General features: G+C 77.5%; 20 protein-coding genes and 1 riboswitch. Of the genes, 8 read left to right on the top strand and 12 right to left on the bottom strand.

All coding sequences use genetic code 11. The features are described 5' to 3' along the window. Positions 1–105 precede the first annotated feature (105 nt). A complete protein-coding gene (locus J3P29_RS06215; protein ID WP_210492161.1) occupies positions 106–1,395 on the bottom strand; it encodes an aminotransferase class I/II-fold pyridoxal phosphate-dependent enzyme in 1,290 nt (429 codons plus the stop codon). 156 nt (positions 1,396–1,551) lie between these two features. On the opposite strand from J3P29_RS06215, the gene J3P29_RS06220 reads away from it, so the two are divergent. After that, a complete protein-coding gene (locus tag J3P29_RS06220; RefSeq protein ID WP_210492162.1) occupies positions 1,552–1,866 on the top strand; it encodes a hypothetical protein in 315 nt (104 codons plus the stop codon). 7 nt (positions 1,867–1,873) lie between these two features. After that, entirely contained in the window at positions 1,874–2,830 is a 957-nt protein-coding gene (locus J3P29_RS06225; protein ID WP_210492163.1) for a hypothetical protein, read from the top strand. A 4-nt stretch (positions 2,831–2,834) separates the two neighbouring features. Here the strand turns inward: J3P29_RS06225 and J3P29_RS06230 are convergent, their stop codons facing one another. From J3P29_RS06230 to J3P29_RS06255, 6 genes are all read right to left on the bottom strand, one after another. After that, positions 2,835–3,926, bottom strand: a complete 1,092-nt coding sequence (locus tag J3P29_RS06230) for an ABC transporter substrate-binding protein (RefSeq protein ID WP_210492164.1) — start codon at positions 3,924–3,926, stop codon at positions 2,835–2,837. Positions 3,927–3,955: 29 nt separating this feature from the next. Beyond that, a riboswitch (TPP riboswitch) is annotated at positions 3,956–4,063 on the bottom strand. A gap of 50 nt (positions 4,064–4,113) precedes the next feature. Beyond that, the gene (locus J3P29_RS06235) at positions 4,114–4,923 is read right to left on the bottom strand and encodes an ABC transporter permease (protein WP_210492165.1); all 810 of its coding nucleotides are present in this window, start codon (positions 4,921–4,923) and stop codon (positions 4,114–4,116) included. Then, positions 4,920–5,678, bottom strand: a complete 759-nt coding sequence (locus tag J3P29_RS06240) for an ATP-binding cassette domain-containing protein (RefSeq protein WP_210492166.1) — start codon at positions 5,676–5,678, stop codon at positions 4,920–4,922. The genes J3P29_RS06235 and J3P29_RS06240 overlap by 4 nt, the downstream gene beginning before the upstream one ends. Before the next feature lie 33 nt (positions 5,679–5,711). After that, positions 5,712–6,221, bottom strand: a complete 510-nt coding sequence (locus J3P29_RS06245) for an N-acetyltransferase family protein (RefSeq protein ID WP_349239772.1) — start codon at positions 6,219–6,221, stop codon at positions 5,712–5,714. Positions 6,222–6,263: 42 nt separating this feature from the next. Further along, the gene (locus J3P29_RS06250) at positions 6,264–7,811 is read right to left on the bottom strand and encodes a VWA domain-containing protein (RefSeq protein WP_349239773.1); all 1,548 of its coding nucleotides are present in this window, start codon (positions 7,809–7,811) and stop codon (positions 6,264–6,266) included. Between the two features lie 11 nt (positions 7,812–7,822). Then, positions 7,823–8,722, bottom strand: coding sequence for a MoxR family ATPase (locus J3P29_RS06255; RefSeq protein WP_210492167.1), 900 nt, complete (start codon positions 8,720–8,722; stop codon positions 7,823–7,825). A gap of 143 nt (positions 8,723–8,865) precedes the next feature. Between J3P29_RS06255 and J3P29_RS06260 the strand changes: the two genes are divergently transcribed. Further along, on the top strand, positions 8,866–10,137 hold the full coding sequence (locus J3P29_RS06260; protein WP_210492168.1) for a hypothetical protein: 1,272 nt from the start codon (positions 8,866–8,868) through the stop codon (positions 10,135–10,137). Between the two features lie 38 nt (positions 10,138–10,175). Then, a complete protein-coding gene (locus J3P29_RS06265) occupies positions 10,176–10,466 on the top strand; it encodes a hypothetical protein (RefSeq protein WP_210492169.1) in 291 nt (96 codons plus the stop codon). A gap of 19 nt (positions 10,467–10,485) precedes the next feature. Here the strand turns inward: J3P29_RS06265 and J3P29_RS06270 are convergent, their stop codons facing one another. Genes J3P29_RS06270 through J3P29_RS20315 form a run of 4 tightly spaced genes read right to left on the bottom strand, consistent with a single transcriptional unit; the run spans position 10,486 to position 14,574 of the window. After that, positions 10,486–11,595 (bottom strand): hypothetical protein, encoded by a 1,110-nt coding sequence (locus J3P29_RS06270; RefSeq protein ID WP_210492170.1) that lies wholly within the window; start codon positions 11,593–11,595, stop codon positions 10,486–10,488. 2 nt (positions 11,596–11,597) lie between these two features. Continuing rightward, positions 11,598–11,990 carry a hypothetical protein gene (locus J3P29_RS06275; RefSeq protein WP_210492171.1) on the bottom strand — a complete coding sequence of 131 codons (393 nt, stop codon included), beginning with the start codon at positions 11,988–11,990 and terminating at the stop codon, positions 11,598–11,600. Between the two features lie 2 nt (positions 11,991–11,992). Further along, on the bottom strand, positions 11,993–13,174 hold the full coding sequence (locus J3P29_RS06280) for an ArsA family ATPase (RefSeq protein ID WP_210492172.1): 1,182 nt from the start codon (positions 13,172–13,174) through the stop codon (positions 11,993–11,995). Positions 13,175–13,230: 56 nt separating this feature from the next. Continuing rightward, positions 13,231–14,574, bottom strand: a complete 1,344-nt coding sequence (locus J3P29_RS20315) for a D-glucuronyl C5-epimerase family protein (protein ID WP_210492173.1) — start codon at positions 14,572–14,574, stop codon at positions 13,231–13,233. A 75-nt stretch (positions 14,575–14,649) separates the two neighbouring features. Here J3P29_RS20315 and J3P29_RS06290 point away from each other — a divergent pair, with 75 nt between their 5' ends. Continuing rightward, positions 14,650–15,732 carry a hypothetical protein gene (locus J3P29_RS06290; protein ID WP_210492174.1) on the top strand — a complete coding sequence of 361 codons (1,083 nt, stop codon included), beginning with the start codon at positions 14,650–14,652 and terminating at the stop codon, positions 15,730–15,732. A gap of 57 nt (positions 15,733–15,789) precedes the next feature. Beyond that, positions 15,790–16,203, top strand: a complete 414-nt coding sequence (locus J3P29_RS06295; protein WP_210492175.1) for a hypothetical protein — start codon at positions 15,790–15,792, stop codon at positions 16,201–16,203. Here J3P29_RS06295 and J3P29_RS06300 read toward each other — a convergent pair. Then, positions 16,200–16,880, bottom strand: a complete 681-nt coding sequence (locus J3P29_RS06300) for an HAD-IA family hydrolase (protein ID WP_210492176.1) — start codon at positions 16,878–16,880, stop codon at positions 16,200–16,202. The two genes, J3P29_RS06295 and J3P29_RS06300, sit on opposite strands and share 4 nt — an antisense overlap. Positions 16,881–16,940: 60 nt before the next feature. On the opposite strand from J3P29_RS06300, the gene J3P29_RS06305 reads away from it, so the two are divergent. Continuing rightward, a complete protein-coding gene (locus tag J3P29_RS06305) occupies positions 16,941–17,642 on the top strand; it encodes a hypothetical protein (protein ID WP_210492177.1) in 702 nt (233 codons plus the stop codon). A gap of 51 nt (positions 17,643–17,693) precedes the next feature. Beyond that, the gene (locus tag J3P29_RS20685; protein ID WP_210492178.1) at positions 17,694–18,215 is read left to right on the top strand and encodes a PadR family transcriptional regulator; all 522 of its coding nucleotides are present in this window, start codon (positions 17,694–17,696) and stop codon (positions 18,213–18,215) included. Positions 18,216–18,247: the final 32 nt, after the last annotated feature.

An 18,247-nucleotide genomic window follows, 5' to 3' on the forward strand; every position in this document is an offset into this window, starting at 1 on the left:
CGACGGTCAACGCCGACGCGCCCCGATGGCCGCTCGTTGCGGGAAAAACGGCGTTCCCCGGGCCGCGGAGCCGCCGCGGGCGGACCGCGGCGTGGCGCGCCGGCGCTAGCGGTGCAGCTCGGGGCCGGGCAGCGCGCCGTGCTCGGCCTCGAACTCGCGCTTGACCCGGCCGAAGACGTCGATGGCCCGGTCGAGGACCTCGCGCGTGTGCGTGGCCATCACCGACGTGCGCAGCGCGGCGCCGGACGGCGGCACCGCGGGGTGCAGCGCGGTGTTGACGAAGACGCCGCCGTCGTACAGGGCGCGCCAGAGCAGCGCGGCCTTCCAGTCGTCGCCCACGGTGACCGAGACGATCGGCGTGACGACGTCGCCGCCGCCCGGCAGCGGCTGGGGCTGGACGACGGCGTAGCCGAGCGCCTCGAGCCCGTCCCGCAGGTAGCGCGCGTTGTCGAGCACCTGCGCCAGCAGCTGCGGGCCCTCGTCGGAGCGGACGATCCGCAGGGCCGCGAGCGCGGCACCGACGGCGGCGGGCACGGCCGACGCGGTGAAGAGGAAGGAGCGGGACGAGATCCGCAGGTACTCGATGACCTCGGACGAGCCGACGATGAAGCCGCCGCACGACGCGAGCGACTTCGAGAAGGTGCCCATCCGCAGGTCGACGCGGTCCTCGACGCCGAGCAGCTCGCTCGTCCCCGCGCCGCGCGCGCCCAGGACGCCCGCGCCGTGCGCCTCGTCGACCATCAGCCGCGCGCCGAAGCGCTCGCACAGCTCGGCGATGTCGACGAGCGGCGCGATGTCGCCCTCCATCGAGAACACGCCGTCGACGACGACGAGCACGCCGCCGCCGTCGCCCTGCGCGCGCTGCAGCTGCTTCTCGAGCTTGTCGAGCTTGTTGTGCCGGAACGGGCGCAGCTTCGCCTTGCTCAGCAGGCAGCCGTCGAGGATCGACGCGTGGTCGCCCGAGTCGGCGACGACCGTGTCGCCGGGGGCCAGGATCGTGCCGAGCGTCCCGACGTTCGCCTGGTGGCCCGTCGTGAAGACGAGGGCCTCCTCCGTGCCCATCCATTCGGCGATCTCGCGCTCGAGGTCCAGGTGCAGCGGCGTCGTGCCGTTCAGCAGGCGCGAGCCGGTCAGGCCGGAGCCGAAGTCGTCGATCGCGCGGTGGGCCGCCTCGAGCACGCGCGGGTCCGAGGTCAGGCCCAGGTAGTTGTTGGACCCGAGCTGGATCCGCTCGGCGCCCTCCATCGTCACGACGGGCAGCGCCGCGCTGTCCTGGACGTGGAAGTACGGCAGGAGGCCGCCCGCGCGGGCGGCGGCGAGCTGCTCGGCGCGCTCGTGGCCGCGGACCTTCGCGAAGACGTCGACGGGGGTGGCGGGGCTCGCGGACTCGGACATGACGGACCCTCCAGGGTACGGGCCGGACGGGCGGGACGTGCGCCGGCGGCGCCGTCCCGTGGTCGGGGCGGGGCGACGTGCGCCGCGCCGGCGGCGCGCGGGGGATCCGCGCACCCGTCCCGGTCCGGCCGCGGCCGGCGCTATCCTGCCCGGGTCATGACGCCGTCCCCCGACCCCGCGTCCGCCGCCGCCGACACCGACGACGTCGAGCTGCTCGACGGCGAGGTCGTCGCGCTGCCCGCCGAGGTGCCGGTCGTCGACGCCACGAGCGACGCGGTCATCGCCCCCGCCGGCCGGCCCGCCGCGCTCGTCGCCGCCCAGACGGCCGCCGTCGTCACCACGGGCTTCGTCGCGGGCGCCATCGCCACGGCCGTCGTCGGCCGCAAGGTCTCCGTGCGCCGCCGGCGCCGCCTGCCCGGGGTCGTCGGCTCGCGCCGCTTCCTCGTGGACGTGCACCTGCTGGGCGACTAGGGGGCCGATGGACGCCTCGCCGCTCGAGGTCCGCGCCGAGGTCGTCCCGCCCGGGCCCTTCCGCCTGCCGGGCGGATCGCCGGACGGGCTGCGCCGCCGGCGCGGGCAGGTGCTCTTCCGCTACCTGCGGGTCGACGGGCACGACCTGCTGCTACGGGCCGCCCAGCGCCGGGACGGCGCCGTCGTCCTGGGCTCCCGCACCGCGGTGGGGGAGCGCGGCGTCGCCGCGGCCCGCGCCGCGGCGGAGACGGGCCTGGCCCGCTGGCGCTTCGCCGTGGGCTGCGACGCCGACCTGCGCGCCTTCGTGCGCGCCCACGCGAAGGATCCGCTCATCGGCGCGTCCGTCCGCACCCGCCCGTGGCTCATGCCCGCCCGGCGCCCGAGCGTGTTCGAGGCGCTGCTCTGCGCCGTCGTCGAGCAGCTCATCGCGTACGAGGACGCCGTCACGATCCAGCGGCGGATCATCGTGCGCCACGGCGCGGTCCGCCGGCCCGAGCGGCCGACGCACCCGCTGCTGCGCGACGCGCCCGACGCGGCGGCGGTGGCCGGCACGCTCGTGCCCGCCCACCTCGAGGCCTGCGGGCTGGCGCCGAAGCGCGCCGCCGTCGTCCACCGGGCGGCGCGCGAGCTCGTTGCGGGGCGGATCGCCGAGGACGGCGACGGCGACCGCCTGCTGCTGCGCCTGGGCCGGCTGCCCGAGGTCGGCACGTGGACGCTGGCGCTTGTCGCCGCGCAGGCGCTCGGCCGCACCGACCGGCCGCCGTCGGGCGACCTGAACCTGCGCAAGGCGCTCGGGCGGATCCTCACCGGCGACCCGCAGGCCCGGGTGCCCGAGGCGGACGTCGACGCCTGGCTGGCGCGCTACGCCCCGTGGGGCGCGCTCGCGGCCGCGCACATCATGGCCACCCGGCCCGACGTGCTGCCCCGCGGGCGCGCCGGGACGGGCGTGCCCGTCCCGGCCTGAGCGGCTACTCGCCGCGGTAGCCGGGCAGCTGCTCGCTGGGGCGGCCGGCGTCGCCCGGCGTCTTGCGGCCCTCGCCGGCGCCCTCGCCCGGCAGGAAGTCCGTCGTCACGGTGGTGTCGAGCGGGATCTGCTTCTTCAGCAGGCCGTTCTCGAGCATCCACTGCGCGTAGTCGGCCCACTCGTCCGTCTGCAGCCAGCCCCACGGGCGGTCGGAGTCGGCGGGGAAGAACGCCTCGGCGGTCTTCTCGACGGCGGCGCGCTGCAGCTTCTCGTCGAGCCCCGGGTTGGCCCGCAGCAGCGCGTCGGCGCCGGCCTCGGGGTCCTTGCGCACGGCCTCGTAGCCCTGGCCGAGCGCGCGCACGAAGCGGCGGATCGCGGACTCCTTGCTCTTCAGCGTCGCGCCGCGCGCGACGAGGACGAGCTCGTCGTACTTCGGCACGCCGAGCTCGTTCACGGGCACGACCTTCGGGTCCTTGCGGCGCTGCTGCAGCTCGACGCCCTCGACGTTCCAGAAGCCGCCGAGGGTCGCGTCGACCCGGCCGGACAGGAGCGCGTTCTGCAGGTTGAACCCGACGTCGACCTGCTTGACGTCGCCGGGCTGCAGGCCGGCCTTCTTCACGATGGTCTGCAGGTACGCCGACTGGTAGGGGATGCCGGCCGTGCCGACGGTCTTGCCCTTCAGGTCGGCTGCCGTCGCGATCTTCGCCTTCGGCAGGCTGATGACCGACGTCAGCGGGCGCGTGACGATGCTGGCGATGGCCGTGACGTCCTGGCCCTCGGCGCGGGCCAGCAGGACCTCGGGCTCGTACGAGATGCCCAGGTCGACGCGGCCGGACGCCACGAGCTTGAGGACGTTCGCGGGGTCGTCCGGGGTGCGGACGTCGACCTGCAGGCCGGCCTTGGCGAAGTCGCCGGCGGCCTGCGCCTGGTAGATGCCGGCGTGGTCCGCGTTCGGCGTGTAGTCGAGCAGCAGCGAGAGCGCGGCGGCCGGGGGCTTCTCCGTGGCGGCCGTGCTCTCGCTCTTCTCGCCGCAGGCGGCGAGGCCGAGGGTGGCCGCGAGGGCGGCGAGCAGCAGCAGCGGGCGGCGTGCGGTCATGCGAGCCTCCGGCGCTCGTGCGGTGCGTCGTGTCGTTCCATGGTGCTCCCTCCGCCGGTATGAGCCGGATCAGGTCGTCGGGTCGGCGCGGTCCCAGCGCCCTCTCAGCCCCTGCCAGGACTCCCCGGATGGATGCGTCTGCGGGGCGGAGCCTAGCGGGTCGCCCGGTGCGGTCGTCGCGGCGCGGTCAGCGGGGCCGGCGGTCGCGGGGGCGCACGGCCCACGGCGCCAGGAGCCGCTGCGCCCCGGCGAGCAGCCCGGTCGTGACGACGGCGAAGACCGCCAGGATCGCGACGGCCGCGAACGCGCGGGCGGTGTTCAGCTGCGCCGTCTGGATCACGCCGCCCAGGCCGCCCTGCCCCTGCTCGTAGCCGGCGTACTCGGCGAAGATCGCGGCGATCCCGCCGATGGCGACGGACACCTTGGCGCCCGACAGCGCGGCCGGCAGGGCCGACGGCAGCTCGACCCAGCGCAGGCGCTGCCAGCGGCTGGCGCCCATCGTCCGCAGCAGCCGCGGCAGGTCGGGGTCGACGCGGTCGAGGGCGTCGAGGGTGGCGACGGTGACGGGGAAGAAGCAGATGATCGCGACGATCGCGAGCTTCGGCGCCAGCCCGAACCCGAGCCAGAAGACGAGGACGGGGGCGAGGACCGGCAGCGGGATGGCCTGCGTGCCGACGACGAGCGGCCCCATCGCGGCCCGGACGACGCGGGAGAGGTGCATGGCGAGCGCGAGGACCAGGCCGAGCGCCAGCGCGATCGCCAGGCCGAAGAGGATCTCCTGCGCCGTCCGTCCGAAGGCGTCCCACAGCAGCGCGCGGTCGTCGACGAGCGTGCGGGCCACCGTGGTCGGCGCGGGCAGCAGGATCTCGTCGACGCCGGCCAGGCGCACGTAGGCCTGCCAGCCGCCGAGCAGCAGCAGCGGGCCGACGACGCCGAGCGCGACGCGTGCGGCGAGCGGCAGCGGGCGGCGGTCGCCGGGGCGGCTGGCGGCCCTCACGCGCTGGCCTCCATCGCGGCGTGCAGGGCGTCGCGGACGGCGCGGCGGGCGGCGACGAGCTGCGGGTCGGTCGGGTCGGGGGCGCCGCCGGCGGGCCGCGGCACGGCGATCGTCGCCGCCACGCGTGCCGGGCGCGGTGTCAGGACCACGACGCGGTGGCCGAGCAGCACGGCCTGCTCGACGTCGTGGGTGACGAGCAGGACGGAGCGGCCGCCCTCGGCCAGCAGCTCGCCGAGCCACGCGCGCAGCTCCTCGCGGGTGATCGCGTCGAGGGCGCCGAACGGCTCGTCCAAGCAGAGCAGGTCGCGCTCGGTGGCGAGCGCGCGCAGGAAGGACACGCGCTGACGCATGCCGCCGGACAGCGCGTCCGGCCGGGCGCGCGCGAAGCCCTCCAGGCCCACGCGCCGCAGCAGCGCGTCGGCGCGCTCGCGGGCCGGGCGCCGCGCGACGCCGGCCAGGCGCAGCGGCAGCGCGACGTTGTCGCGGGCGTCGAGCCACGGCAGCAGCAGGTCGCGCTGCGGCATGAGCGCCGCGGGGTGGGCGTCCACCGTCCCGGCGTCCGGCGCCCGCAGGCCGCAGACGAGCTCGAGCAGCGTCGACTTGCCGGACCCGGAGGGCCCGACGAGGGCGACGACCTCGTCCGGCGCGATCTCCAGGTCGATCCCGGCGAGCACCTCCAGGTCGCCGCGTCGCAGGCGGACGTCGCGCGCGACGAGCGGGGCGGCGGGGGAGGCCGGGGCGGCGGGGGCGGACACCGACGGGGCAGGCTACCCGACGCGCCCGGCGGCTCAGGCGTCGCCCAGGCGCCGCTGCAGGAAGACGAGCTCGAGCCAGCGGCCGTGCTTCGTCGCGATCTCGGGCATCCGGCCGACCTGCGTGAACCCGAGCGCCTCGTGCAGCGCGATCGACGCGGCGTTGCTGCCGTCGACCCCGGCCACCATGACGTGCAGGCCCGCCGCGGTCGCCTCGTCGAGGAGCGCCTGCACCAGGCGGCGGCCCAGGCCCCGGCGGCGGTGCGAGCGGGCGACGTGGACGGAGTGCTCGACGCTCGTGCGGAAGCCCGGCCACGGACGGAACGGGCCGTACGTGGCGAAGCCGGCGACGACGTCGCCGTCGCGCGCCACGAGCACGGGCAGGCCGGCGGCCTGCTTCTCCCGCAGCCACGCCAGGCGGTCCTCGGCGGTCACGGCCGCCTCGGAGAACACCGCCGTCGTCGTGGCGATGACGTCGTTGTAGATCGCCGTGATCTGCGGCACGTCGGCGGGCGTCGCGGGGGCGATGGGAAGCGGGTCCGGCACCCCGGGAGTATCCCCCGCCGCGCGGCCGGCCGGGGTGCCGCGTCAGCGGCCGGGGCGGTGCGGGCGCGGCGGCTCGGGCGCCGGGCCCGACCCGGTCAGTGCGGCGACGAAGCCCTCGAGCTGGTCCGCCGTCCAGCACTCGTGGACCTCGCAGTGCCCGGCGTAGCGGCTGATGACGGAGTCGCCGTAGTCCCAGTAGAGAGCCGGCTCGGGGTTGAGCCAGAACGTGCGGCCCGCCCGCTCGGCGATCGCGGCGAACGCCGCCTCGGCGGGATCGCGGCCGTTCGTGCGCGCGTCGCCCAGGACGATGACCGTCGAGCGCGGGTGCAGGTCGTCCTCGGTCTGCTCGAGGAACTCGCGCCACACCCGGCCGTAGTCGGTGTAGCCCGTGACGTCGGCCACCCCGGCGTCGCGGCCGATGGCCTGCGAGACCTTCTCGAACTCGCGCTCGCGCTCGAACAGCTCCGTGACCTCGGAGATCCGCTCGACGAAGACGAACGAGCGCATCTTGCGGAACGCGTCGTGCAGCGCGTGCAGGACGGAGAGGAAGAAGAGGGACGCGCTCGTCACCGACGTCGAGACGTCGCACAGGACGAAGATCTCGGGGCGCCGGGGCCGCACGGCCCGCTCCTTGACGACGACGGGGACGCCGCCGGTCTGCAGCGACGCGCGCATCGTCGCGCGCAGGTCGACCTGCGTCCGCCGGCGGTGGCCGCGCAGCTCCTGGCCCTGGGTGTTCAGGCGCCGCTTGAGCTGCCGGACGACGCGGTGGATCTCGGCCAGGCTCTGCCCCGCGCTCGTCGGCAGGGCGCGGTCCAGCTGGTTCAGCGGCCGCGCCGGCGGCAGCTCGCCCAGCCGCTCGATCCGGCGGCGCTCCAGCTCGTGCCGCAGGTGCTGCTCGAACTCGCGGATGCCCTCCCGCGGCAGGCCCTCGCGGCGCGGGTCGTCCTCGGGCGCCTGCGGGTCGGGATCGGTCCGCAGCTCGAGGGCCCGGCGGATCCGCTGGACGTCGACGCCGACCACGCCGGTGTCCGTCACCGCGCCGCCGACGCTGCCGATCGCGAGCGCCGCCAGGTCGGCCATCCGCCCGGACGCGCCCTCGGCGATCGCCCGGGCGATCGCCTCGCGCACCGCGTCCAGGTCGAGCGGGTCGCCACCCTGCTGCTCCCCGGCCTCGTGCGCCTCGCCGTCGCCCTGTGCGTCCCCGGCGAGCTCGTCGGCGAGCTTCGCCGCCACCTCGCCGTCCGTGCTGCTGCGGCGCACGGCCTCGGCCTCGGCGGCGCGGAAGAAGAAGCGGTCGAAGACCAGGTCGAAGACGCGGCGGGCGTCGGGGGACTTCGCCAGCGTGGCGGCCAGGGTCTCGCGCACGTCCTCGCGGCGCGACCACGCGACGGCGTCGAGCGCCACCGTCGCGTCGAGCAGCTCGCTCGTGCCGACGGCGAGGCCCTCGCCGCGCAGCTCCTCGCAGAAGACGACGAGCTGCCCCGCGAACCCGCCGGGCACGCCGTCCGGCCGCGCGGCGGCGTGGATCGCCGCCTGGCGCAGCTGGCGCGGGCCGGGGCCGGTGGGGCCGTGCGGCGCGGCGGCCACGGTCGTCCCGCTCAGTCCCCGGAGCCGGCGCGCGCCGGCAGCCGCAGGCCGACGCGCTCGGCGACGAGGTCGAGGTCGGTGCGGTGCTTGACCAGCACCGAGAGCGTGTCGCGGAAGACCTCCTGGTCCAGGTCGTCCGCGCCGAGCAGCAGCAGCGCCCGCGCCCAGTCGATCGACTCCGCGATCGACGGCGGCTTCTTCAGGTCGAGCGCGCGGATCTCCGCGACGACCTCGACGAGCCGGCGCGCGATCGTGGCGGACAGGCCCGGGACCCGCTCGCGCACGATCTCGAGCTCGCGGTCCAGCTCGGGGTAGTCGAGCCACAGGTACAGGCAGCGGCGCTTGAGCGCCTCCGTCAGCTCGCGGGCGTTGTTCGACGTCAGCAGCACGACGGGCTGCGTGGTCGCCTCGACGCGGCCCAGCTCGGGGATCGTGATCTGGAAGTCGGAGAGCAGCTCGAGCAGCATCGCCTCGAACTCCTGGTCCGTCTTGTCGATCTCGTCGATCAGCAGGACGACCGGCTTCTCGCTCGCGATCGCGCGCAGCAGCGGCCGCTCGAGCAGGAACTCCTCGCCGAAGACGTCGTCCTGCACGGCGTCCCACCCCGCGGTGCCCTCGCCGGCGCTCTGCGCCTGGATGCGCAGCAGCTGCTTGCGGTAGTTCCACTCGTACAGCGCCTTCGCCTCGTCCAGGCCCTCGTAGCACTGCAGCCGCACGAGCTCGCGGTCCAGCAGCGTGGCGAGCGCCTTCGCCAGCTCGGTCTTGCCGACGCCGGCCGGGCCCTCGACGAGCACCGGCTTGCCGAGCTGTACGGCCAGGTGCGAGACGAGCGCGGTGCGCGAGCCGGGCAGGTAGCCGACCTGCCGGAGACCGGCGGCGAGCGCTTCGACGGAGGCGGGAGCGGACGACACGATCCCCCGATCATAGGTGCCGCCCGTCACGGTGCCGCCCGCCCGCGGCGCCCCCACCGTCCCGTCCGGCGGCGGCGCGTCCGTCGGCGGCCCGGGGGCGGACCGGGGCGGGGCGCGGTCCGGGCGCGGTCTATCCTGGCGCGGTGCTCCCCGCCGCGATCCGGCAGCGGCCGGGCCGGTGGTGGACGCTGCTCGCCGTCCTGCTGGCGGCCGCGTCGCTGCCCCTGGGCCACGCGCTCGCGTTCGACGCGTCGGCGTGGGTGACGTGGGGGCGCGAGCTCTGGACGCTGGACCTGGCGACGGGCGCGGGCCCGTCGTGGAAGCCGTTCCCGGTGCTCTTCACCGCGCCGTTCGCCGTGCTGGGCGACGGGGCCGGCGCGGCGTGGCTCGTCGTCGCGCGCGCCGGCGCGCTGCTCGCGGTCGTCGGCGCGGCCCGCCTGGCCGCCCGCGCGGCCGGGCCGTGGGCCGCCGTGGTGGCGGCCGGCGCGCTCGTCCTGTCCCCGTGGTGGCTGCTCAACGGCGCCCTCGGCAACGCCGACCCGGTGCTGGGCGCGCTCGTCGTGTGGGCGCTGCTGGCCCACGGCGACGGGCACGACGGCCGGGCCTTCGCCCTGGCCGCCGCGGGCGCGTTGATCCGGCCCGAGGCGTGGCCCTTCGTGGCCCTCTTCGCCCTGTGGCTCGTGCGGCGCGGCGCGCTGCCGTGGCGGACGGTCCTGCTGACGGGGGCCGGCGTGCTGGCGCTGTGGGTCGTCCCCGACCTGCTCTCGTCCGGGCTGCGGTCCACCCGCGGGGCGACCGGGCCGGCGAGCGCCGGCTCCGCCGCGTTGACGGACGTGCCGTTCCTGACCGTCCTCGAGGACCTGGGCCGCCAGGGGCCGTGGCTGGCGCTGGCGGCGGCCGTCGCCGGCGCGGCCGTCGCGGCGCGGCGGCGCGCGGGCGTCGACCCGCGACCGTGGCTGGCGATCGTCGTGGCGTACGTCCTGCTCGTCGCCGTGATGGCGCAGATCGGCTTCGCCGGCAATCCGCGCTACCTCGTGCCGGCGCTCGTCCTCCTCTCCGCGGCGGCCGGCACGGTCGTCGCCCTCGCCGGCCCGGCGGCGCGGGGTGCGGGCGGTGCGGCGGTCGCGGCCGTCGTCGTGGCCGGGCTGCTGGTCACCGGCGTCCCGGACCTGCGGGACCAGGCCGAGGCGCTGCGCGAGCGCGCCGCGGTGCGCCGCTCGCTCTTCGCGGCGGTGGACGCCGCGGGTGGCGCGGCCGCGGCGACCGCGCGCGGGCCGGTCCGCGCCGCGGATCCCGGGCTGCGCGCGCTCGTGGCCGAGGCACTGCGCGAGTCCGTGCCCGCGGCGACCGCGCGGCCGCGGTCCGGAGACGCCGTCGCCCGCCGCGCCCCGGACGGCGCCTGGACGCTGCGCTAGGCCGCGCACGCCGTCCGCGGGTGTGGGAAGCTGGCCGCGTGCCGCTCGCCGCCATCCCCGCGTCGACCGTCGTGCTGCTCATGGGCGTCGCCGTGGTGCTCGCCGTGCTCGGCCACCTCAGCCGCATCCGCGGTCTGCTCGCTACCGGCCTGCTGCTGCTGTTCCTCGCGACCGTCGGGATGCTCGCCGGCGGCTACGGCGCGTGGCGGGACAGCCCCGCCCCGGCGCCGGACCCGCTGCGCGGCGACGACCGGCAGCTGCCGCCGAACGAGACGGTGGGCGAGGCGAAGCAGAACCGCGAGATCGAGCGCCGCCACAACGGCGACTGATCGCGCCGGCCGGGCGCGGTCAGCGGCGCCAGCGCGGGCGCCGGCGCTCGTCGCGGCGCTCCGGGTGGACCCGCGTCTCGTCCGTGCCCGGGGCGTGCTCGGGCGGCGGGCTCGTCGCGGCGCCGTCCCGGGGCACCGCGCGGGTCGGGGCGTCCTCGGCGGCCGCCGCGCGGGTCGGCGCCTCGTCGTCCGGCAGGGCCCGCGTCGGGGCCTCGTCGGCGCGGCGGGGACGCGTCGGAGCGTCCTGCCCCGAGACGGCCCCGTCCCCGCCGCGCGTCCCGGGCGCCCCGTCGGCCGCCAGGCTCGCGGCCGCGCCGCCGAGCTCGACCCGCGGGGCGGGGCCGCGCGGCGTCGGGGGGCGGGTCGCCGCGGCGTCGTCCGCCTCGGCGCCCAGGCCGGCGTCGCGCAGCAGCTCGGCCGCGTCGTCGCGGCCGACGTGCCGGGTGTCGTCCGCGTGGCCGGCCGGCCGGCGGGCGGGACGCGGCCGGCCGGCCGGCGTCCCGGGCGCCTCGCGCGGGCGGCCGTCGGCGGCGCGGGGCGCGCGGTCGTCGGGGCGACGGCGCGGCGCGTCGACGACGTCGCGCGGGTCGACGACGGGGCGCTCGGCCTCGGCGGCCGCCCGGTCCTCGCGGGCCCGCGCGGCGCGCTCGGCGGCGGCCCGACGCTGGTCCAGCCCGGTCGCCAGCAGCAGCCCGGCGGCCGCCAGGCTGGCGAAGATCCCCCAGGACAGGCCCACGAGCGTGGTGCTCGTCGCGGACTCCGTCCCGTCGGGCCGGTCGAACAGCCGGTAGACGATGAGCGCGCCGATCCACGCGCCGCCGGCGGTGACGAGCGTCCCGTCGGCGAACGGCAGCGAGAACCGGCGCTCCGTCGCCCGCGCCCAGGTCAGGACGAGCACCGCGACCGCGACGAGCAGCACGGCGGCCTCGACGAACGAGAACGCCGCGAAGCCGGACAGGCTCTCCTCGGAGACCTGCGGCGGCCGGCCGGCGAAGACGACCTTCGTGGCGTACCACGGGGTCAGGAGCGAGGCGAAGAGGACGAGCGCCGCGGCGGCGGTGCGCTGCTGCGCGGCGGACAGGCCCTGCCAGGCGTGCAGCGGGGAGGGGCGGGGGGTCGAGCGGGTCACGGTCAGCCGATCGGGATGTCCTCGACGCGGGGGCCGGCGCCCGCGGGGGGTCGCGCGTCGCGGCCGTCCTCGAGCCCCAGGCGCTCCACCCACCAGTCGATGATCGCGCGGGCGAGCAGCAGCAGCTGGCGCACCAGGTCGGTCACGTGGCTCTGCAGCTCGGCGGGGACGAGGTCGCGGAGCGCGCGCAGGAGCGCCGCGAGGGCGTGCACCTCGTCCGCGCGCTCCTGGCGGTCCTGCGGGGTGGCCCAGCCGTTCGGCGGCACCCGGCCGGCCTCGTCGTCGGCGCGCGCCGCCGCGGCCTGCTCGTGCAGGCGCTCGGCGGCCTCCTGCGTCGCCGCGATGCGGGCGCGCAGGTCGTCGAGCGGGTCGTCGGGCGTGGGGGTCTCCGGCATCGTCAGTCCGCGGGCTCCGGGGCGCGCAGGGTCACCTCGAGGTGCCCGTCGCGGAGCGCGGCTCCCGCAGGACGATAGTGCGCGACCGGCGCGGGCATCAGCACGGTCCGGCGGTGGCCGCCGGCCTCCACGACCAGCTCGTCGCCCACGCGGCGCAGCGCGACGTCCTCGCGCCGGACGAGCGGCACCGCGATCCGCAGGCGCACCTCGTCGCCGTCCACGGTCAGCTCGCGCCCGGGGCCCTCGTGCAGCCGTGCGGCGGGATCGACGCCGGTCCACAGCGCGGCGCCCAGCCGGTCGAGCGCGACCGCGCCGACGACCTCCTCGTCCAGATACGGCGCCCGCAGGACCGGCACGGGGGCGAACGCCGCGTCGATCTCGGCGAGCGCCGTCGCCTGCCGGTCCCGCCACGCGGCGAAGTACGCGCCGACGTCGTCCGGGAACAGCCGGTTGACGACGACGGCGTCCGTGGGGATGCCGTGCAGGCCCAGGGCCGTGGCGGTCCGCCGGGTCTCGTCGACGACGACGCGCTCCGCGGTCGTGACGAGCCGGAAGGTCAGGCCCGCGTCGTCGACGAGCGCCTCGCGCAGGCGCAGGAGGGAGCGCATCGCGCGGGTGACGTCGGCGAGCGCGTCGCGGTCGGGCAGCCCGACGCCGAGCAGCGCGCGGGCGATCGGCGCGGCCGTGCCCAGCAGGTCGTCCTGGCGGGGCGCCACGCGGCGCAGCCACCAGCCGGCGACCTCGGGGAAGGCGACGAGCCGCAGCGTCTCGGCGGTCGGCGCGCAGTCGACGACCACCACGTCGTGCTCGCCGGCCTCGCGCGCGGCGACGACGCGGAGCAGGCTCAGCAGCTCCTCCAGGCCGGGCGGGACGGCCAGCTCCTCGGCCGAGACCCGGTCGACGCCGCGGGCGAGCAGGCCGCGGGCGGCCCACGCGCGGACGGCGCCCCAGTGGCGGGTCAGCTCGGCGCGGGCGTCGACCTGCAGCGCGTCCAGGCGGTCGGCCACCGGGGTCGGCGTCGCGCCGACCCGGGTGCCGAGGACGTCGCCCAGGCTGTGCGCGGCGTCCGTGGAGAGGACCAGGGTGCGCAGGCCCGCCGCGGCGGTGCGGCGGGCGGTGGCGGCGGCGACGGAGGTCTTGCCGACGCCGCCCTTGCCCGTGTAGAGGACGGTCCGCGCGGTCATGCGCGGCGAGTGTACGGGCCCTCGCGGCCGGGCCCGCCGGCCCGGCCGCTGGCCCGCTACGGCTGGCTGACCGCCGGGGCGTCCAGGCCGACGGCCGCCGGGGCGGGCACCGCGGCGCGGCTCCGCGCCCGGGACGCGGCGGGGCCGGACGGGGTGGCGCGCAGGTCCTGCGCGAACCGCTCGCCCAGGGCGCAGTACAGGTCGGGCGGGGCGGGCGGCAGGCCGCCGGCGACGGGCTGCCCGGCCGCGAACAGCGCGGCGTCCGCCTGGAGCGTGCGGCACATCCCGCGCAGCAGGTCGCGCGAGAGCGTGTGGTAGCTCGGCGTCTCCGGCTTGCCGCCCAGGCTGTACCGCGCCCAGGTGCCCAGGTCGTACTGCGGCAGCTCGGCGCGCAGCTGGCGCTCGGCGCGCACGTACGTCGACGCCACCTTCGGGTCGCCGGTCGTCGCCGCGACCTCGTGCAGACCCGAGACGGCCTGGGTGAAGGCGTTCATCACCCGCATCGTCGTGAACGTGTAGAGCAGCAGGTGGTCGCCGACGTCGCCCTTCAGCAGCGCGCCGTTCGGCTGCTTGTGCCGCAGCAGCTCGACCGCCTTCAGCGCCGTCTGCGCGTACTTCGTGTCGCCCAGCCGCGTCGACGCGCGCACGAGCGACTGCATGCCCGTCACCTGCGCCATGCCCGAGCCCCACGGCGGCGCGCCGCCGCCGAAGTCGAACAGGTACTGCCAGGCGGGGCCGCCGGCGCGGGTCGACGCCAGGCGCAGCGCCTCGTCCTCGATCGCCCGCAGCTGCTCGAGCTTCGCCGGCGTCTGCGTGGTGGCGAGCGCGTTGGCGGTGCCGAACGTGGCGAGCCACTGGATCTGCAGGCCCTCGCCGGGGTAGTACTGCCAGGTCAGCGGGCTGCCGGGCACGGCGGGGCGGGCGCCGGCGGCGGGGGCGGCGCGCGCGGTCCACCAGTCGCGGTTGACCTGCAGCGTCAGGAAGACGCTCGGCGCCAGCGAGGCGCTGAGCTTGCGCCGTCCGGCGATCTCGTCCGTGTTGCGGACGACGCCCTGCAGCTCGGTCCGGGCCGTGCCCTTCGGCAGCCTGGCGGCCTTCGCCTTCGCGTCGCGGTAGAGCGCCCGCCAGGTGCGCAGGTCCGCCGCGCTGATGTCCCGAGCCGAGCGGAGCTTCCGCAGCTCCCCCTCCACCGTGTACTTCGGGGCCTTCTTCTTCGTCTTCTTCTTCGTGCTCGTCTTCGTGGCCGTCGTCGCGGCCGACGCCACCCCGGGGGCGAACGGTCCTCCGGCGTGGGGCGGCCCGGCGGCGCCCGGCCCGGCGGCCACCGCGAACGTCGCGGCGAGCGTCAGGGGCAGGAGCGCCGCCGCGCGACGGCGGGCGGCGGGTGCGGGGGAGGACACCCGACCGATGGTAGGGTCGACCCTCGCGTCGACGCGCAGGTTTCCGTGCGCGTCCGCTCCTGGAGGGGAGAGCCCATGAACGCAGCACCGTCCGTCCGCCCGTCGGGCCGTCCGCGCCCCCGTCGCCGTCGGGCCTCCGGCCCGTCGCCGCGCGTCCTGCTCGGCGTCCTCGTCGCGCTGCTCGTGGTCGTGGCCGTGGTGGTGCTCGCCTGCGGCGGCAAGGAGTCCGCGGCCGACACGGTCTCCCGCGCGTTCGGCAAGGGCGAGAGCATCCGCTCCGCCGACGTCGACGTGCGCATCGGGCTGACCGGCAGCGCGGCGGCCGGCGGCCAGCCGCTCGACGTCGCGATCACCGGCCCCTACGAGACGGGCGACAAGGGCCGCACCAGCTTCGATCTGGACGTCGCCCTGAGCGGCGCCGGCACCGCGGGCGGCGAGCCCGCCCTCGGCCTGCTCGCCGCGGGCGGCAAGACGTACGTCAAGCTCGGCGGGCAACCGTTCCAGGTCGACGCGAAGGTCGTCGACGAGCTCAAGACGGACGACGCGAAGCAGCAGGGCAAGGGGCTGTCCTTCTCGTCGCTGGGCATCGACCCCCGGTCGTGGCTGAAGGACCCGAAGACGGTCGGCGACGAGGAGCTCAAGGGCGAGGACGTCACGCACGTCCGCGCCGGCGTGGACACCGCGCGCCTGGCCGGCGACCTGCAGAAGCTGCTGGGCCGCGCCGAGAAGGCCGCGGACGCGAAGCAGACCGCGCAGGCCGCCGCGACGGTGAAGAAGCTCCAGGGCGAGATCCGCTCGGCGTCCATCGACGTGTGGGCGGCGGACGGGCAGGGCGCGCTGCGGCGGATGAAGGTCGACATGACCCTGAAGAGCGGGAAGATCTCCTTCGACTTCGGCCTGTCGAAGATCAACGAGCCGGTCCGCATCGCGGCGCCGAAGGACGCGCTGCCGCTCGACCAGCTGCTGTCCGCGCTCGGCCAGGGCTCCTCGGGCGCGAGCGGGTCGTCGTCCTCGTCGTCGGGCCAGAGCGCGTCGGGCCAGTCCTCGTCGTCGGGCTCGTCCTCGTCGTCCTCCGGCGCCAGCGCGTACGACCGCTGCCTGGAGCAGGCCGGCCAGGACATCACGAAGCTCCAGGCCTGCGCGAAGCTCGCGCCCTAGGCCCGCCCCCCGCCGCTGCGCCGCGCGCGCGGCGGCGCCGTCCGGCAGACTGCGCCTGTGGACACGGTCATCACCGTGGTGCTCTTCGTGGTCGTCGGCTTCTCCGGCCTGATCGCGGTCGCCACCCTCTTCATGAGCGGCTCGGCGCACGACAGCATCGGCCGCGGCGGCATGGCGCCCCCGCCGAAGCCGGGCGCCGAGACGGCGGCGATGCGCGACGACGAGGTGCAGCAGATGCTCGCCGCCCGCAGCCGTCGCCGCGCGGCCCGCGGCGAGGACGGCGACGCGCTCGACGACGAGCTGGCGGCGCTGCTCGGGCGCGGCGGCGGGGGCGACCTGCCCGACGACGTCGTCGCCGAGGCGCGCAGCGTCATCGAGGCCCGTGTGCGCCGGCGCCGCCGCCGGGGCGAGCCGGAGGGCGACCCCGAGGCCGAGCTCGCGGCGCTGCTCGACGAGCTGCGGCCCCGCTAGCCCGCGGCCAGGCGCAGCACGGCGTCCAGCCCGTGCGCGGCGCCGGGTGGCGACATCGGCAGCAGCAGCGTGCGCATGCCGAGCGCAACGCCGCCGTTGTCGGCCGTCGCGTTGTCGCCGACGAACAAGCACTCCTCGGGGGCCGCGCCGACGGCCGCGGCGGCGGCAGCGAACAGCCGGGGGTCGGGCTTCGCCGCGCCGACCTCGAGGGACGACGTCCACGCGTCCACCGCGTCGAGCAGCCCCAGGCCCGCGGCGACGGGGCGCAGCTCGAAGCCGACGTTCGTCGCGACGCCGATCGCGACGCCCCGCTCGCGCAGGCCGGCGAGCACGGGCGCCGCGTCGGGGTACGCGACCCAGCCGTCCGCCTCCAGCACCCGGTCGTACAGCCGGCGGGCCAGCGCCGGCGCGACGACCGTCGCGAGCAGGCCTTCGTACGCCCGCCGGTGGGTGGCGGCGTCCGTGTCGCGGCGCGCGTAGTCGTCGGCGATCGTCTCGGGGATCGACGCCGGGTAGGGGCCGCCGGGGACGGCGCCCGCGGCGTCGAGCGCCGCGGCCACCCGCGCGATCTCCGCGTCCGGCCACGCGGGCTCGAGGGCCCGCAGCCAGGCGGCGGGAGCCGCGGGGACGGCGAGCGTGCCCGCGAAGTCGAAGAGGACGGCGCGGATGGGCGGCACGGGCGCATCATCGCGGCCGCAGGCGCGTGCGGCGTACTCGCGGGCGGGTAGGCTCGCGCCATGCGTCCGTCCCGCCCTGCCCCGTCCCGGACCGCGGCGCTCGTGGCCGCGGGAGCCGCGCTGCTCGTCGCGGCCGCCGGCGGGGGCGCCGCGCCCGCGCGCGCCGCGTCGATCACCACGACGGCGGACGTCGCCGCCCGCCTGGCGCCGGGCCCGGCGCCCACGGCGCGGCGGCCCCGCGCCGTCACCCTGGACGTGTCCCTGGCGTGGGGATGGGACGCCGACGTCGGGGTGCCGCGGCAGACCCTGCAGCGCCTCGTCATGCGCTTCCCGCGCGGGTCGCTCTACCGGGGCGGCGACCGGCCCTCCTGCTCGGCGGACCGGATCCGGCGGGCCGGGATCGCGGCGTGCCCGAAGGCCGCGATCGTCGGCCGGGGCCGGGTCCGCGCCGACGCCGACACCGTCCCGACGACGGCGCGGATCACGGTGGTCAACGGCGGCGGCACGCGCGTGCTCTTCTTCACCGAGATGGAGAACCCGGCGATCGTCCAGGTGCCCGTCGAGGGGCGCGTGCGCCGGACCTCGGGGCGGTGGGCGTACGAGCTGATGGTCGACATCCCGGGCGAGCTGCAGGTCGTGGGCGGCATCCCCATCTTCGTGCGCGACCTGCGGGTGACGGCGGGGCGCGGCGACTGGCTGGCCGTCTCGCGCCCGCCGACGGCGATCGGCGTCACGACGGTCCTCGGTCCGCCGCGCGGCTGACGGTCGTCCGTCCCCGCGCCCCGCACCGGCATCGCCTGCGATCCTTCGGGCGTGGCTGGGGACGGACCCACGAGGGCGCGGCGCGACCAGGCCCGCCGTGCCGCGCGCGAGGCCGCGCGCGAGGCCGTCCCCGACGCGCCGTCCGCGCCGCGCGGCGGCCGGCCGGGCGGCCCCGGCGACCCGCTGTCGGCGGCGCTGCGCCGCGCCGGCCTGGTGCGGCTGCTCGTCCTCGGCCTGCTCGACGGCGACGAGCCCGCGTACGGCAACCGCCTGATCGAGCGGATCCGCGAGCTCTCCGGCGGCCTCGTCACGGTCAACCCCAACACGATGTACCCGCTGCTGCGGACCCTCGAGGAGGAGGGGCTGGCCCAGGGCGAGTGGGAGCACCCCGTCCGCCGCTCCCGCCGCTTCTACCGCCTGACGCCCGCCGGGGCCCGGGCGCGCGAGGCGCTGCGCGGCGAGGTGCTGCCCGCCCTCGACGAGGTCGCGGAGGCCGTCGACCGGCTGCGCGCGGAGCTCGCCCCCGCCGCGCCGGACGGTCCCGGTCGATCAGCCAGTCAACCGTCCCGATAGGCTCCGCGACAGCCCGGCCGGCTGCCCCGCGC

Source organism: Patulibacter sp. SYSU D01012 (assembly GCF_017916475.1).
GTDB lineage: Bacteria > Actinomycetota > Thermoleophilia > Solirubrobacterales > Solirubrobacteraceae > Patulibacter.